12 protein-coding genes are annotated in these 16,093 nt (G+C 74.2%); 8 read left to right on the forward strand and 4 right to left on the reverse strand.

Annotation, left to right across the window (positions count from 1 at the left end):
• Positions 1 to 305: 305 nt before the first annotated feature.
• The gene (locus ACIG5E_RS14445; protein WP_396533724.1) at positions 306 to 1,319 is read right to left on the reverse strand and encodes a zinc-binding dehydrogenase; all 1,014 of its coding nucleotides are present in this window, start codon (positions 1,317 to 1,319) and stop codon (positions 306 to 308) included.
• A gap of 100 nt (positions 1,320 to 1,419) precedes the next feature.
• On the opposite strand from ACIG5E_RS14445, the gene ACIG5E_RS14450 reads away from it, so the two are divergent.
• A complete protein-coding gene (locus ACIG5E_RS14450; RefSeq protein ID WP_396533725.1) occupies positions 1,420 to 2,079 on the forward strand; it encodes a TetR/AcrR family transcriptional regulator in 660 nt (219 codons plus the stop codon).
• A gap of 77 nt (positions 2,080 to 2,156) precedes the next feature.
• On the opposite strand, the gene ACIG5E_RS14455 is transcribed toward ACIG5E_RS14450, so the two are convergent.
• Together ACIG5E_RS14455 and ACIG5E_RS14460 are read right to left on the reverse strand one after the other, a co-directional pair.
• The gene (locus ACIG5E_RS14455) at positions 2,157 to 2,525 is read right to left on the reverse strand and encodes a DUF4180 domain-containing protein (protein WP_396533726.1); all 369 of its coding nucleotides are present in this window, start codon (positions 2,523 to 2,525) and stop codon (positions 2,157 to 2,159) included.
• Between the two features lie 132 nt (positions 2,526 to 2,657).
• Positions 2,658 to 3,338 (reverse strand): macro domain-containing protein, encoded by a 681-nt coding sequence (locus ACIG5E_RS14460; RefSeq protein ID WP_396533727.1) that lies wholly within the window; start codon positions 3,336 to 3,338, stop codon positions 2,658 to 2,660.
• 195 nt (positions 3,339 to 3,533) lie between these two features.
• Between ACIG5E_RS14460 and ACIG5E_RS14465 the strand changes: the two genes are divergently transcribed.
• Complete coding sequence (locus tag ACIG5E_RS14465; protein ID WP_396533728.1) at positions 3,534 to 5,159, forward strand: ADP-ribosyltransferase domain-containing protein; 1,626 nt, start codon at positions 3,534 to 3,536, stop codon at positions 5,157 to 5,159.
• Positions 5,160 to 5,248: 89 nt separating this feature from the next.
• Complete coding sequence (locus ACIG5E_RS14470) at positions 5,249 to 7,315, forward strand: HelD family protein (RefSeq protein ID WP_396533729.1); 2,067 nt, start codon at positions 5,249 to 5,251, stop codon at positions 7,313 to 7,315.
• Positions 7,316 to 7,327: 12 nt separating this feature from the next.
• Here the strand turns inward: ACIG5E_RS14470 and ACIG5E_RS14475 are convergent, their stop codons facing one another.
• Positions 7,328 to 8,416 (reverse strand): branched-chain amino acid aminotransferase, encoded by a 1,089-nt coding sequence (locus ACIG5E_RS14475; protein WP_396533730.1) that lies wholly within the window; start codon positions 8,414 to 8,416, stop codon positions 7,328 to 7,330.
• A 590-nt stretch (positions 8,417 to 9,006) separates the two neighbouring features.
• Between ACIG5E_RS14475 and ACIG5E_RS14480 the strand changes: the two genes are divergently transcribed.
• The 5 genes from ACIG5E_RS14480 to ACIG5E_RS14500 all read left to right on the forward strand — a co-directional run bounded on the left by ACIG5E_RS14480 (position 9,007) and on the right by ACIG5E_RS14500 (position 16,071).
• Positions 9,007 to 9,765, forward strand: coding sequence for a thioesterase II family protein (locus tag ACIG5E_RS14480; protein ID WP_396533731.1), 759 nt, complete (start codon positions 9,007 to 9,009; stop codon positions 9,763 to 9,765).
• Between the two features lie 145 nt (positions 9,766 to 9,910).
• Entirely contained in the window at positions 9,911 to 11,329 is a 1,419-nt protein-coding gene (locus tag ACIG5E_RS14485) for a condensation domain-containing protein (protein ID WP_396533732.1), read from the forward strand.
• On the forward strand, positions 11,326 to 12,828 hold the full coding sequence (locus ACIG5E_RS14490) for a lyase family protein (RefSeq protein WP_396533733.1): 1,503 nt from the start codon (positions 11,326 to 11,328) through the stop codon (positions 12,826 to 12,828). Before ACIG5E_RS14485 ends, ACIG5E_RS14490 begins: the two co-directional genes overlap by 4 nt.
• 44 nt (positions 12,829 to 12,872) lie before the next feature.
• Positions 12,873 to 13,817 carry a kinase gene (locus ACIG5E_RS14495; RefSeq protein WP_396533734.1) on the forward strand — a complete coding sequence of 315 codons (945 nt, stop codon included), beginning with the start codon at positions 12,873 to 12,875 and terminating at the stop codon, positions 13,815 to 13,817.
• On the forward strand, positions 13,807 to 16,071 hold the full coding sequence (locus ACIG5E_RS14500) for a pyridoxal-phosphate dependent enzyme (RefSeq protein WP_396533735.1): 2,265 nt from the start codon (positions 13,807 to 13,809) through the stop codon (positions 16,069 to 16,071). The genes ACIG5E_RS14495 and ACIG5E_RS14500 overlap by 11 nt, the downstream gene beginning before the upstream one ends.
• Positions 16,072 to 16,093 lie beyond the last annotated feature (22 nt).

The following is a 16,093-nucleotide window of genomic DNA, read 5'->3' on the forward strand; positions in this document are numbered from 1 at the left end:
CGGGGAGCGGTCAGCCGGGTCGGGTCCGGGGTGAAGCCCGCCGGGTCGGCCGGGGACGCCGCCGAGCCCGCGGCCGGACCGTCCGGGCCGTCCGGGGGCGGGCGGGCGGGGGGGGGGGGGGGGGGGGGGGGGGGGGGGGGGGGGGGGGGGGGGCGGCGCCCCCCCCCCCCCCGCGGGGGGGCCCCCCCGGGGGGGCCGCCCCCCCCCCCCCCACTGGTGCCGTGCCCAGCTCAGTCGGGCAGGTGCAGGGCCTGGTCCGCGGGACCCTGGGTGTGGCGGGTGGGACCTGGGGCAGGGCTTCCGGGTCAGGGCTTGAGGACCAGGCGGATCGGGTTGCCCTCCTTGCGCTCCAGCGCCTCGACCGCGCGGGCGGCGTCGGCCAGCGGGAAGGTGCCGCTCACCGAGCGGGCGAAGTCCAGCCGGCCGCCACGGACCAGGTTGACCAGGTCGATGACGTCCTGGCCGTCGGAGCCGTAGTGGCCCAGGATCTGCTGGCGCAGGTAGCTGACCAGGGTGCCGTTGGTGATGGTCAGCGGCTTGTCGGTGAGGCCGACGAGCACCAGGCGGCCGCGCTCGCCGAGGGTGGCCATGGCCTGCTCGCGGACCGGGGCGACGCCGGCGAAGTCGAAGGCGGCGGAGAGCGGCCGGCCGCCGGTGGCCGCGCGCAGGTGCTCGGTGAACTGGGGGTCGGCCGGGTCCAGTGCGGTGTCGGCGCCGAAGGCGAGGGCGCGCTCGCGGGCGGCCGGGAGCGGGTCGACGGCGACGATCGGGAAGGCGCCGATCGCCCGCAGCAACTGGATGCCGTGGGCGCCGAGCCCGCCTACGCCCCAGACGCCGACCGCCTCGGCCGGGCGGACCGCACCGGTGGTGGTGATGGCGGCCCAGGGGGTCGAGACCGCGTCGGGGATGAAGCAGGCCTGTTCGAAGGGGAGCTCGTCCGGGATCGGCACCAGCGTCGTGGCGGTGGCGAGCGCGTACTCGGCCCAGCCGCCGTCGTAGTCCACGCCGCGGGTGAGCACCCTGCCGTCGCGGTGCTCGCCGGCCTGCAGCAGCACCCGGTCGCCGACGGCGGCGCCGGTCACGCCCTCGCCGAGGGTGTGGACGGTGCCCGCGACCTCGTGGCCGAGGGTGACCTTGTCGCCCTTGAGGAAGAACGGCTTGAGGGTGCCGTCGATCAGGTGGACGTCGGAGAGGCAGACGCCGGCGGCCTCGACCTTGATCAGCACCTCGCCCGGGCCGGGCACCGGGACGGGCACCTCCTCGACGGCGAATGCGCCCTTGGTGACGTCGAGGCGGCCGGCGAGCATCGTGGCGGTCATGGGGAGTTCCCTTCTGCCGGGGGCGGCGGGCCGGGGAAGTGTCACGCCATCCCGAACTTGCTTGTTAGCCAACAAGCAAGTTCGACCCTAGCATGGTGCCATGCCCACGCACGATGAAGCGGTCACCCCCGGCGCAGCTCCGCAGGAGACACCATCCCGCCGCACCCAGGCGGAGCGGCGCGCCCACGCCGAGCGTGCGCTGCTCGCCGCCGCCGCCCGGCTGATCGCCGAGCACGGCAGCACCGGGGTCACCCTGGCGCGGGTGGGGGAGGAGGCCGGCTTCAGTCGCGGCCTGGCCACCCACTACTTCGGCTCCAAGGCCGCACTGCTCGCCCGGCTCCAGGAGGAGGCGCTGGCCGAGGCGATGGCGGCGGCCGCGCCCGAGCGCAGCGGCGCCGGGGCGGCGGAGGAGCTGTGCGGCTTCGCCCGGGGCTGCCTGGAGGGCGTACGGAACCCGACCGATCTGGGCCGGGCCTTCGTGGTCCTGGGCGCCGAGGCGCTCGCCGGCGCCTCCGAACTGACGGCCGCGGTGGCCGAGTTGGACGCCAGGACGCGCGACTGGGCGGCGGACGTGGTCGGCCAGGGGCTGGCCGAGGGGGAGGTGCGGGCCGGGGTGGACGCGCGGGCCTTCGCGTTCGCCTTCGTGGGGCTGCTCAAGGGGCTGGTGGTGCAGGCGGCGGCCGCGCCGGAGGCCTTCGACGTGGCGGTGGCCACGGCGGAGGCGGAGCGCTGGATCCGGCTCGCGCTGCCGGCCGGCTGAGGGGGAGATCCCGGGGGTGCCCGGAAACGCCGCGCGCCGCGCCGGAGGGCCGGCGCGGCGCGAGGTTCGCAGCGAGGTCAGGCGGCGGGCTGCAGCCGGGCCGCGAGGGCGTCGGTGTCCGCGAGGAACCAGATGTGGGAGCCCTGGTTCGACTCGAGGACGAGCGAGCGCAGCGCCGAACTGGCCTCCAGGTGGCGGGAGATGTCGCCGAGGATGGCCAGGCGGACGTGGTAGTTGACGAACTTCTGCATCACCTCGCCGGCGAACCCGGTGCTCAGGACGAAGAAGGTGTCGTCCAGCCGGTCGGCGGGCACGGCGACCATCTCGGCGCCGTCGTACGTCGCGCCGATGAGATCCAGTGCGTCCTGCACGGTGGTGATCGCGGGCCCTGCTGGGTCGCACACGAGCACCTTCACCCCGCTCAGTTCCTGCACTGTGTCTGCCATGGCGCTCTCTCCTGCCGGTCGAACGTACGCGGGCCGGATGTGATCATCCGGCTACGAGCCTCAACCTAGACCAGGCGGAGGGCCGTTCGGAAACGATTTACCGCCCGGTGGCGGCTACTTCCGCTATTGCGGCTACTTCCGGGACCGGCCGCGGCCGGTCGGCGCGGCGATGCGCACCCGCGTGGTGGGGGCCGCCTGCTCCAGATCCTCCAACTGGGCCAGGACGGTGGCGCGCAGGTCGTCGTCGTCCTCGAAGTGGTGGTCGTTGAAGAGCGTGTAGCCCGTCCACATCAGGTTGGCGCACACCCGGGCCGGCACCCGCCCGGTCTGGGCGCCCATGCCGACCAGCGCCACCGACCGGATGCTGCCCGGCGCCAGCCGGTTCTGCCGGTGGACGGCCTGGAAGGCGGCCGCGCAGGCGAGGGCCACGTTCAGGGTCTCGCTCACGTTCTGCGAGGAGGTCTGCATCGTGGGCGCGGATATCAGGAACTTCGGGTTGACGGCCCCGGACGGCACGCAGACGGCGCTGCCGACCGGCAGCACGCCCGCGTACCGGTTGCGTATCGCCCGCTGCACCTTCAGCTGGATGCCCGCCCCGAGGTGTCGCTTGATCGCCGCGTCCGTCCCGCCGTCCATCCGGCCGCGGGAGTTGGTCGGGCTGACCCAGGCGTCGACGTTCTCGGCGAGGATCGAGCCGTGCCGGATCTCGACGTCGGGGACGTCGGCGAAGGCTGCCCGCCACGACTCGACCACCGTCGCGTTGAGGTCTGTCAGTACCACCCTGAGCGGGGACTGCGCGCGGTCCGTCGTCATGCTGCCACTCCTGTCGTTCGTCGAGCTGTTTCCCGCTGTCGATCAGGAAGCTAGCGCGCGGCACTGACAATCCGTCCGCCGTCGGCCGGCCACCCCGGATTGTCAGTCCCGGCTGTTAGGAATGTGTTGTCCGCCAGGGAGCTGACGAGCCGTCATTTTGTTTTTCCGTGATCCCGATCCAGCCGGAGTACCGCCATGAGCGCTGCCGAATCCTCCACCCCCGTCCAGGCCGACCCGAACGACCCGCTGGCCCTCGCGGAGCTGTTCCAGGGCGGCGGCGAGCCGTGGCTCCCGGTGCTGAAGCCCGTCATCGAGGCGCAGCCCGGCGCGGCCTCGTTCATCGGCCCGGGCCGCAGCCCGGAGGTCGTGCCCGTCCGCGAGCTGACCTTCCAGGCGCTCAAGCCGCACGCCCCGCACCAGTGGAAGGTCGTGGTCTTCGGCCAGAACCCGTACCCGCGGCCGGAGAGCGCCACCGGCATCGCCATGTTCGACAACGCCTTCCACGACTGGAAGGACAGCCAGTTCGGCCGGGTGATCAGCATCCGCTGCATCATCAAGGCCGCGGCGATGTGGAAGTACGGCATCCCCAAGAAGACGCCGATCGCGGACATACGCGCGCTGCTGAAGAAGGAGGAGACGGTCCAGCCGCCGGAGTGGTTCCAGGCGATGCTGACCCAGGGCGTGCTGCTGCTGAACGCGGCGCTCACCGCCAGCGCCGACGGCTCGATGGGCCCGGACGAGCACACCGGATTCTGGCGGCCCGTGGCCGAGCGGATCGTCGAGGAGATCCTCCGGGCCAAGCAGCAGGCGGGGGAGGAGGACCGGGGCGTCGTCTTCGCCTGGTGGGGTGCGCAGGCGCGCAGCCTGAAGAGCGTCGTGCGGCGGCTGGAGAAGAAGTACCCCGACGTCCAGGTCCGCCACATCGACCACGCCAACCCGGCGGCCCAGGGTGACATCTTCTGCGACAACGACCACTTCGCCACGGTGAACTCCGCCCTCGCCTCGCTCGGCGCGGACGAGATCGACTGGCTGCCCAGCAAGGGCTGGAACGCCGCCGCGGCGCAGGGCGAGGGCGCGGACGGCGGCGTCGCCGAGCGGATGGGCGCGTTCATCGCCTCCACCATGGAGCTGCACCAGCTCTACCTGGACCGGCTCGCGAGCGTCAAGGACGAGGGCCTCGAACTGCCCGCGATCAGCGGGGTGTTCGACACTCCGCTGATGGACTTCCGGGAGGCCGTGGCCCCGGTCGCCGGGCTGCTCCGCGGCCTGGACCGGCACGTCGCGCTGTCGCACGACTTCGGCAAGCGGCGGGCGGACGAGTCGGCGGCCTCCGGCCTGTCCGCCGACGCGATCGCCGCGCTGTACCTCTACACCTGCGAGTCCGCGTTCTACCGGGAGATCAACGCGGTGCTGCGCTCCCCGGACCGCGGCCGGCTCGTCCCGTACCTGCCGTACCTGCGGCTGCTGTTCGCGGCCGTGGCGCAGCTGCCGGTCCGCACCGAGCCGCTCTGGCGCGGGGTGTCGCTGGACCTGCGCAAGCAGTACCCGCTCGGGCGGACGGTGACGTGGTGGGGCGTGTCCTCCTGCACGTCCGAGCTCGGCGTGGCGAAGTCCTTCCTCGGCAGCCGGGGCAAGCGGACGCTGTTCGAGGTGCGGCCGCTGCGCGCCACGGGCATCCAGCGGTTCTCGGCGTTCACGGGGGAGGAGGAGTACATCCTGCTGCCCGGCACCCAGCTGGAGGTCACGGACGTGCGGGCCCAGCGCGGCGGGCTGTGCACCGTCACGCTGACCGAGATCGCGGAGGGGCCGCTGGTGTCCTGAGACCTCACGTTCTGACCAAGTCAGAATCTTTACCAAGTTAAGTTAGATGGTTCCTCCGAACAGCAGCCGAGCCGAGCGCGGAGGAAACGATGACGTCAGAAGCCCTGGGCCTCGACGGTGAGTTGGCGCGCGAGCGGAGCTACGTCGAGGTCTGCCGGGCGGCGATGGCCCGGCAGGTCGAGGACGCCGACCACCAGGTCATCGCCGCCGAGGACGTCTCGGGCGACGGCGCGAGCGCCGAAGCCCTGGGCCGGTACCTGCGGACCCGCGCCAAGCGGATGAAGGAGCTGCCGGAGAGCCCCGCCTTCTTCGGCCGCCTCGACTTCGGCGACGCCCCCGAGGCGGGGGACCACCGGGGGCAGCGCTACTACGTCGGCCGTCAGCGCGTCTCCGAGGACCCGACCGTGCCGCCGCTGGTGATCGACTGGCGCGCCCCGGTCTCCCGGGCGTTCTACCGGGCGAGCGCCCACGACCCGCTCGGACTCGCCGGGCGCCGTCGGTTCGGCTGGGCGCCGTCGAGCCCGGGCCGGCCGGAGGACCTCACCGGACTGGAGGACGAACACCTCGGCGACGCCGGGCAGCACACGGCGAACGGGCCGGGCGGCATCCTCGCCGCCGAGATCGAGCGCCCGCGCACCGGGCCGATGCGCGACATCGTCGCCACCATCCAGCCCGAGCAGGACGAACTGGTGCGCGGCGAACTGGGCGAGTCCGTCTGCGTTCAGGGCGCCCCCGGCAGCGGCAAGACCGCCGTCGGCCTGCACCGCGCCGCGTACCTGCTCTACAGCTTCCCGCAGCGGATCCGCCGCAGCGGCCTGCTGGTCATCGGTCCCAACCGGACCTTCCTGCGATACATCGCCGCAGTCCTCCCCGCCCTCGGCGAGCTCGACGTCTCCCAGCGCACCGTCGAGGACCTGGTCGCCACCCGCCCGGTCACGGCGGTGGATGGCGAGCGGGCCGCCGCGATCAAGCAGGACGCCCGGATGGCTGTGGTGTTGCGCCGGGCGCTGTACGGCCGGATCCGGGCGGCCGGCTCCGAACCGCTGGTCGTCCCGGAGGGCTCCTACCGCTGGCGGGTGCCCGGCGAGCGGCTCGACCGGCTGGTCGCCGAGGTTCGGGAGCAGGCGCCGCCGTATGCGATCGGGCGGGAGAACGTCCGGGCCCGGGTGGTGGCGCTGGTCCAGCACCAGGCCGAACGCCGGACCGACGTCAAGAACGCCACCTGGCAGGGGAAGGTCGGCCGCTGCCGGCCGGTCGCGGCCTTCCTGGAGGCCGCCTGGCCGGCGCTGCGCCCGGAAGCGGTGGTGGCCGCGCTGCTCGGCGACCCCGCCGCGCTAGCCGAGGCCGCGGACGGCGTGCTCGACGCCGAGGAGCAGGCGGCCGTCCTGTGGCGCAAGCCGCCGCGCTCGGAGAAGAGCGCGAAGTGGTCCGAGCACGACCTGCTGCTCCTCGACGAGGTGGCCGGTCTGATCGAGCGGCCGGCGAGCTTCGGCCACGTGGTGGTGGACGAGGCTCAGGACCTCTCCCCGATGCAGTGCCGGGCGATCGCCCGCCGCAGCGCCTTCGGCTCCCTCACCGTGCTGGGCGACCTCGCCCAGGCCACCGCCCCCTGGTCGGCCCGCGACTGGGCCGAGCAACTCGCCCACCTGGGCAAGCCGCAGGCGGCCCTGGTGCCGCTGACCACCGGCTACCGCGTCCCGGCCGCCGTCATGGCGCTGGCCAACCGACTGCTGGGCGCCCTGGACGTGGACGTGCCGCCGGCCGTCTCACTGCGCCGGGACGGCGAGGTGACCGTCCGCCCGGCGCCCGACCTGGACGAGGCCGTCGTCGCCGCGGTGCGGGCCGCGCTGGCCCGGGAGGGCTCGATCGCCGTGATCGCCGCCGACCACACGCTGGCCCGGGCCACCGCAGCGCTCCGGGCCGCCGGGATCCCGAGCGCCTCCGCCGAGGACGCTGGCACCACCGCCCGGGTGACGGCCCTGCCCGCCTCGCTGGCCAAGGGCCTGGAGTACGACCATGTGATCGTTCTGGAACCGGCCGCCATCGTCGAGGCCGAACCGCGCGGACTGCACCGGCTCTACGTGGTGCTGACCCGCGCGGTGTCCCGGCTGGACCTGCTCCACTCCCGCCCGCTCCCGGGCCCGCTGACGGCCTGACCCTCCAGGGGATCAGAGCACCCGGTGCAGCCAGCCGTGGGTGTCCTCGGTGCGTCCGTACTGGATGTCCAGGATGTGTTCGCGCAGGGCGAGGGTGTGCTTGCCGGGGGCGCCGGTGCCGATGGTGAACTCGTAGCCCCGGCCCTTGAAGGCGATGATGGGGGTGATCACGGCGGCGGTGCTGGCGGCGAAGACTTCGGTGATCGTGCCGTCGGCGGCTCCGCTGCGCAACTCGGCGAGGGTGATGGCGCGTTCGACCGGGGTGAGGGCGAACTCGTGGGCCAGGGCGAGGACGGAGTCCCTGGTCAGGCCGTCGAGGATGGTGCCGAGGGCGGGGGTGACCAGCTCACCGGCGGCGGTGATCAGGCAGAGGTTCATCGTGCCGGACTCCTCCAGGCCGCCCTCGCCGCCGGTCTCGTCCAGGAACAGCACCTGGTCGCAGCCGTGCTGCTGCGCCTCCGTCTGCGCGGCCAGGCTGGCGGCGTAGTTGCCGCCGCACTTGGCGGCGCCGGTGCCGCCGCGGCCGGCCCGGGTGTACTCGGTGCTCACCCAGAGGGAGATGCCGGTGACGCCGGAGGGGAAGTAGGGGCCGGCCGGGCTCGCGATGACCGAGTAGGTGACGTGGTCGGCCGGGCGGACGCCGAGGAAGGCCTTGGAGGCGAACATGTACGGCCGGAGGTAGAGGCTGCCCTTGCCGTCGGCGGTCGGCACCCAGGCCTCGTCCGCGCGCACCAGCTCCTCGACGCTGGTGAGGAAGTCCTCCTCGGACAGCTCGGGCAGGGCCAGGCGCCGCGCGGAGCGGGCGAAGCGGCGGGCGTTGAACTCGGGACGGAACAGCCAGACGCTGCCGTCGGCGTGGCGGTAGGCCTTCAGGCCCTCGAATATCTCCTGGGCGTAGTGCAGTACTGCGGCGCTCGGGTGCAGCGAGAACGGGGCCAGCGGCCCGATCCGGCGGTCGTGCCAGCCGGTGGCGGAGGTCCAGACGGCGGTGGCCATGTGGTCGGTGAAGAACCTCCCGAACCCCGGTGCGGCGAGGATGCCTCGGCGGTCCGTCTCGGAGGCGGGATCGGTGGTCCGGGACAGCGGGAAGGCTCCGCTCATCGTCAACTCCTCGGGGCGGTGGCAGGTCCGCCGCGGGCGGGCGGGCGGACCTGCGGGCGGGCAGGCGTGCGGACGGACGGACGGACGGACGGGCGGGGCCGGTGCTCGGCGCCGCCTCGGCATGCTAACGCCCGTTCGCGTCGGCGGCGCCGGTTCGGTCGGGTCGTGGACGGACCGACCCGGCCGCCCCGGCCCCGCACGGGCGGGTCGCGTCCGCCCGGTGGCGCCGCGGGACGCGTCGACGGATAACCCAATGCGAGTTCCCCGCGAGTTGCACCCCGATTCCCCACCGGGGTGGGCCGGTTGTCGAATCGGCCCATTCAGGAGGGGGCGCTGCCACGCAGTTGGCCGATTATCGCCAACTATTGAGCGTGCTCACTCAGCTGAGGTACAGTCATCAGCGGTTGATCGGCACACAATTCATCATCCTCGATGGCAGAACCGACCAGGCGGCACAACCGGCCTCCGCAGAGCGGCGATCCAGTGGCGGATCGAATGAGTTCTGGCATCTTTTCCAGAAAGGCCGCTTCGGAGACCATGGACTTTCCGGACGACCTCGGGCCCAAAGCCGGACTTCCTGGATGGCGCCCGTGAACGGCCAGATACTCCCCGACAAATGGTTCGTTTCCCGAGAATTGCGTCCGGAGGCGCCGGTCAGGCTCGTCTGCTTCCCCTATGCCGGCGGCGCCACGGCCATCTACACCCGCTGGCCGGCCGCGCTCGGCCCCGACGTCGAGGTCACCGCACTGGCCCTGCCGGGCCGCGAGCGCCGCATCGGCGAGCCCGCGGCCGTGGACGTGGAGCAGATCGCGGCGGCCGTCGCGGCCTCCGCCGACCGGCCGTACGCGCTCTTCGGCCACTCGATGGGCGGCCTCCTCGCCTTCGAGGTGGTCCGCCGGCTGCGCCGGGACGGGGCCGAACTGCCCGTCCACCTCTTCGTGTCGGGCTGCGCCCGGCCCGACCAGCCGCGCGGCGACGACATCTTCGACGGCCTGTCGGAACTCCCCGACACCGAGATGCTGGAGCGGCTGGTCCGCGGCGGCGGCCTGCCCGCCTTGGTGCTGGACGAGCCGGACCTGCTGGAACTCGTACTGCCCGTCTGCCGGGCCGACTTCGGCTGGCTGGACGCGTACGACTGCGGCGACGAACCGCCGGTGCCGGTGCCGATCACCGCCTTCGTCGGCGCCGAGGACGCCTCGGCCCGCCCCGAGGACGCGGCCGGCTGGGCCGCGCACACCACCGGACCGTTCGCCCAACACGTGGTGCCGGGCGGCCACTTCTTCCTCGACGACAACCTGGACGCCATCAGCCGGGCGATTCGCGCCGGGATCGGGAGCCCGGTGGCTTGACGGGCGCCGCGGCGTGACGGGCCCGGTGGCTTGACGCGCGCCGGGGTGTGACGGCCCGGTGGCATGACGCGCCCCCGTGTCCGACGGGATCCACGAGACGAGCCCCGGTCCGCGACAGGTTGGAACGACGAGATCAGGAACTGTGATGGCGGATGGAACCACCGGGTCGGCCGTGCCCGGCGCGGGCGGGGAGCGCATCGCCCGCGCGGCCCACGGCCAGGAACTGGTCTGGCTGACCGGCCGCCGTTCCCAAGGCCTGCTGCTCCAGCACGTGGCCGACACCTTCCGGCTCGGCGCCGCGATCGACGAGGCCCGACTGCGCGCCGCCCTCGGCGAACTGGCCGCCCGGCACACCGCCCTGCGCACCTCGCTGCGGGTGCTGGGCGGTGGGCTGCGCCAGGTCGTGCACCCGCGGATCGACCTCCCGGTGGAGTTCACCGACCTCGGCGGGCCGGACGACGGCAAGCGGGCCGAGCGGCTGGCCGAGCTCGCCGACCAGGCGGTGGCGCAGCCCTTCAACCCGGGCCGGGCACCGCTGTGGCGGGCCGTCGCGGTCCGGCTCGGCGAGGCGGACTGGGCGGTGGTGCTGGTCGCCCACCAACTGGTCTGCGACCAGGCCTCGTTGTTCCTGCTCAACGCCGAACTCGCCGAACTGTGCGCGGCTTCGGAGCAGGGCCGTGCCCCGGTGCTGCCGGAGCCGCCGATGGACTTCGCCAGCTACGCGGACCACCAGCACGCCGGGCCCGGCGCCGAACGCCGGGCGCAGGACGATGAGTTCTGGCGCCAGCAGCTGGACGGCCTACCGCACGGGCACGGCATCCCGCTGGACCGGCCGCGCCCGGCTGTACCGGCCTTCGCGGCCGCAGAGGTCCGCTCCGAGCTCCCGCCCGGCCTGCCGGCCGCGCTGCGGACGGGCGCCGACCGGCTCGACGCAGCGCCCGCCGTGCTGCTGCTGGCCGCCTACGCGGCACTGCTGCACGACCGCTCCGGCCGGACGGACCACGGGATCGGGGTACCCGTCTCCGGGCGGCACCGGCCGGAGACGCTGTCGCTGGTCGGCGCCCTGGCCGGCACGGTGGTGCTGCGCCTGGACACCTCCGGCGACCCGGCCTTCGCCGAACTGGTCGACCGGGCCCGAGGCGTTGCGTCGGCCGCCTGGGAACACCAGGACCAGGCCTTCCGGCCCGCGCGGCAGATCGCCTTCACCCTGACGGACGGCCCGGACCCCGGCCCCCCGTGCGGCTTCGCCGAGGACGACCTGCTGCTCGAAGTCGCCGGGCGCGCCGCCCGGTTGGTCTACGACCCCGCGCTGTTCGCCCCCGCCACCGCCCGCGGCCTGCTCGACGACTACCTGGCGCTGCTCGCGGCCGCCCTCGCCGAGCCGGCCACACCGCTGTCCCTGCTGTTGTCCCTGCTGCCCGGAGCCGCCGCGACCCGGCCGCCCCGACCGGCCCACGACGAGCGGACCGCCGGTTCTCCCGCCGGCGGCCGCGGACCGTCCGGGCCGGAGGCCCCCCACGGGGGCCGGGCCGCCCCATCGGTTCTTCTGAGGAGCACGACATGACGGTGACCGGTCGGATCGTCGGCATACCGAGTGAGGTGTGGCACGAGGAGGTGCTGGCACCGCAGTTCGCGTACGAGGCCGAGCACCTGCTGCGGCACTACGTGGCGATCGAGAAGGTGCTGCTGCTGGAGTACCGGCGGATGGAGCTGGTCGACGACGCGGGCACCGCCGCGATCGCGGCCCGGTTGGACGGGGTGTCGGCGGAGACCGTCCGGGCGAACCCGCGCGAGAACATGTCGGACATCTCCTTCGCGCTGGAGCGGCACGTCGCGGCGGGCCCGCTCGCGCCGTTCGCGGCCTGGCACGTCGATCGAAGCCGCAACGACCTCCAGGTGTGCGCCCAGCTGCTGTCCGCCCGTGAGCAGGTGCGGGCGCTGGCCGCCGATCTGCTCGCCTTCGACGCGGCGGTCCGCGAGCTGGCGGCGGGCGCGGTCGAGGTGCCGATGCCCGGTTACACCCACGCCCAGGCCGCCCAGGTCGTCAGCCCGGGCTTCTACCTGGCCGCGCTGTCCAGCGAGACGCTGGCCGCGGTGCGCCGGCTGCTGGCCGCGTACGACGAGATCGACGCCTCGCCGCTGGGCGCCGGCAGCATGGCCGGCCAGGAACTCGCCTGGGACCGCACCCGGATGGCCGGGCTGCTCGGCTTCGCCCGGCCCCAGCCGCACGCCCTGGTGGCCGTCGCCTCGCGCGGCTGGGCGCTGGCCATCGCGGCCGAGGCGGCGAACTTCGCCGTCGCGCTCAGCCGCTTCACCACCGACCTGATGGCCTGGGGCGGCAGCGCCCACGGCTTCCTGGACCTCCCGGACGAGCTCTCCGGGATCTCCGCCGCGATGCCGCAGAAGAAGAACTTCCCGGTGCTGGAGCGGATCCGCGGCCGCTGCGCGCTGGTGGCGGGCAGCGCGGCCGAACTGGCGGCGGCGCAGCGCAACACCCCGTACACCAACACCGTGGAGGTCTCCAAGGAGGCCGGCGCGCACCTGCGGGTGCAGACCGAGGCGCTGCGCTCGACCCTGCGGCTGGCGCACGCCGTGGTCACCGGGCTGGAGTTCCGCACCGACCGGATGCGCGCGGCCTGCGAGGGGGAGTTCCTCGGCGGCTTCACCCTCGCCAACCGGCTGACCCTGGACGAGGGCGTGCCGTGGCGCACGGCGCAGATCATCGCGGGCCGCTACATCAAGGCCGCACTGGACAAGGGGCTGGCCCCGGCCGACGGGGAAGCCGCGCTGCTCTCGGCGATCGCGGAGGAGGCCGGGCACCGACTGGCCGGCCCCGGGGCGCTGTTGGCCGCGTCGTTGACCGTGGAGGCGGGGCTGCGCGCCAAGACCTCGGTCGGCTCGACCCACCCCGATCAGGTCCGCGCGACCCTCGCCGAACTCCTCGGCGAGCACGAGCGGTTGACCGGGCGGTGGGCGGAGCGGGACGCCGCCGTACGGGCGGCGGCGGACCGGGTCGCGGCGCTGCTCGCGCCCTCGGCGGGCACCTCGGCGGAACGGCCTTGACCCCGCCGCCGCCCCAGCCCTTGACCCCGCCGCCGCCCCGGCCCGTGACCCCGGCCGAGCCCCCGCGCCGCCCCTCCTTCGCCTCCCCCCGCCCCGGCGTCGACCTGCGGACCGGTTCGGCCCGCGCCTTCGGCACCTTCGGCGAGCTCCTCCAGGGCGCGCTGCCCGGCGGCCCGGAGTTCCTGGTGACGCTGCCGGTCGACCGCTGGGCCCGGGCCCGCTTCCGCCTCGACCCGGGCGGCCCGCTGCGGGTGTTCCCCTCGCACAAGACCAAGACCCGGCGGGTCGCCGAGGCGATGCTCGCCTCCTGCGGCCGGCCGGCCGGCGGGGTGCTGCTGCTGGACGGCGATCTGCCGGTCGGCAAGGGGATGGCCAGCTCCTCGGCCGACCTGGTGGCCACCGTACGGGCGGTCGGCGCCGCGGTTGGCCTGGACACCTCCCCGGCCACGGTGGAGCGCTGGCTGCGCCCGATCGAGCCGACCGACGGGGTGATGCACCCCGGGGTGGTGGCCTTCGAGCACCGCGAGGTGCGGCTGCGCGAGCGCCTCGGCGGCCTCCCGGCGGCGACGGTGGTCGCGGTGGACGAGGGCGGGCTGCTGGACACGGTGGCGTTCAACCGGGTGCCCAAGGTGTTCTCCCCGGCGCACTGCGCCGAGTACGCGGACCTGCTGGCGGAACTCGCCGCGGCGGTGCGGGCCGGCGACCTCGCCCGGGTGGGGGCGGTGACGACCCGCAGCGCGGTGCTGAACCAGCGCCTGGCGCCCAAGCGCAACCTCGACGCGATGCTCGCGATCGCCGAACGGATCGGCGCCGCGGGGGTGGTGTGCGCGCACAGCGGCACCCTGCTGGGCCTCCTGCTGGACGAGAACGACGCCGACCACGGGCCCCGCCTGGCCGCCGCCGTGGCGGCCTGTTCGACCCTGCCCGGCACCACCACCACGGTCCGGGCCCTGACCCTTCAGGACATGGAGCTAGCTCATGCGGCATGAATCGATCGTCGAGGCCATCGGTCACACGCCACTGGTCCGGTTACGGGTGCCCGCGCCGGAGGGCGTCGAGGTGTACGCGAAGCTGGAGCTGGCGAACAACTTCGCGATGAAGGACCGGGTGGCCCGGCAGGTCGTCACCGAGGCCCGCCGTTCCGGGGTGCTGAAGCCGGGCGCGCCGATCGTGGAGAGCTCCTCGGGGACGATGGCGCTCGGCCTGGCGCTGGTGGGCACCCACCTGGGCCACCCGGTGCACATCGTCACCGATCCGCGGATCGACCCGATCACCCTGGCCAAGCTGCGCACCCTGGGCTGCGAGGTGCACGTGGTGTCGGCGATGGGCGAGCAGGGCTGGCAGTCGGCCCGGCTGGACCTGCTGGCCGAGCTGATGACCGGTCTGCCGGGCGCCTTCTGGCCGCAGCAGTACTCGAACCCGCAGAACCCGGCGGCCTACCGCGGCCTGGCCGAGGAGCTGGTCGCCGACCTCGGGACGGTGGACGTGGTGGTGGGATCGGTCGGCAGCGGCGGGTCGCTGTGCGGGACGTCCCGGGCCCTGCTGGAACGTTTCCCCGAGCTGAAGGTGGTCGGCGTCGACGCGGTCGGCAGCGTGTTGTTCGGCCAGCCCGATGTGCCCACCCGCCGTCAGTCCGGCCTCGGCAACAGCCTCTACCCGGACAACATCGACTACCGGCTGATCGACGAGGTGCACTGGCTCTCCGACGACGAGGCCTTCGCCGCGACCCGGGCGCTGGCCCGGGAGCAGAAGATCTTCGCCGGGAACACCTCCGGCTCGGTCTACCGGGTGCTGACCCACCTGGCGGCGAACGCCGAGCCCGGCACCCGGCTGGTCGGCATCATGCCGGACCGCGGTGACCGGTACGTCGACACCGTGTACGCCGCCGCCTCCACCGCCTCCGTCACCCCCGACGCCGTCGAGCCCGCGGTGGCGACCGAGCCGGTGCCCGTCCGCTACGGCGAGCTGGTGCACAGCTGGTCGTACGCCGAGATCCCCCGCCGGGAGCGCCCGCTGCTGCTGTTCGTGGAGTCCAACACCACCGGCACCGGCATGCTCGCGCTCACCACGGCCGTTCGGCTCGGCCTGGAGCCGGTGCTGTTCGTGGTGGACCCGGCCCGCTACCAGGGGCTGGCGGAGACCGGCTGCCGGGTCGTGGTCTGCGACACCGACGACCCGCAGACGCTGCGCAAGGCCGCCGAGGAGGCGGCCGGCGACCGCGAGGTGGCGGGGGTGACGACGACCAGCGAGTACTACCTCGTCCAGGCGGCCGCGCTGGCCGAGGGGCTCGGGGTGGCGGCCAACCCGGCGTCGGCGCTGGCGGCCTGCCGGGACAAGTCGGCGACCCGGCGCACGCTGCTCGCGCACGGGGTGCGCCAGCCCCGGTTCGCCGAGGTGCGCGACCCGGCCGAGGTCGAGGCGGCCGTCGCGGCGGTGGGCCTGCCCTGCGTGGTCAAGCCGGTCGACGAGTCCGGTTCGCACGAGGTGCTGTGGTGCGGGGACGTCGCCACCGCGACCGGGCAGGCCCGCAAGCTGCTGGCGGTCACCCGCAACGTGCGCGGCCAGGCCAGCGCCGGGACGGTGCTGGTGGAGGAGTTCCTGACCGGGCCGGAGTTCAGCGCGGAGATGTTCTGGGCGGACGGCGAGGCGGTCTGCGTCGGCATCACCCAGCGCACCGTCAGCGAGCTGCCGTACTTCGTGGAGACCGGGCACCTGTTTCCGGCGGTCCTCCCCGTCGAGACGGCCGCGGCGATGGCCGACACCGCCCGGCGCAGCCTGGAGGCCGTCGGGCTGAACCGCGGCCCGGCGCACGTCGAACTGCGGCTGACCGCCGACGGACCGGCCGTCATCGAGATCAACGCCCGGCTGGCCGGCGGCATGATCCCGGAGCTGATCAGGCCCGCGACCGGCATCGACCTGCTGGGCCAGCAGATCCGCGCCGCCGCCGGCCTGCCGCTGAATTTGACCCCGGAGCGGTCGCGCTCCGCCGGGATCCGCTTCCTGATCGCCGCCGAGGCGGGCCGGCTGGACGCGGTCGAGGGCGTCGAGCGGGCGGGCGCGGTCGCCGGGGTTGAGCGGGTCACCGTGACGGCGGCCGTGGGCCGCCCGGTGCGGCCGGTCCGGGAGGCGTACGACCGGCTGGGCCACGTGATCGCGGTCGGGGACGGTCCCGAGCAGGTGGGCGCGGCCCTGGACGCCGCGCTGGCCGAGCTCGCGGTCGTGGTCGAGCCCGAGGAGAAGTAGGGCGTACGGCAGCGCCGGCGGA

The organism is Kitasatospora sp. NPDC053057, from assembly GCF_044546945.1.
Taxonomy (GTDB): Bacteria; Actinomycetota; Actinomycetes; order Streptomycetales; family Streptomycetaceae; genus Kitasatospora.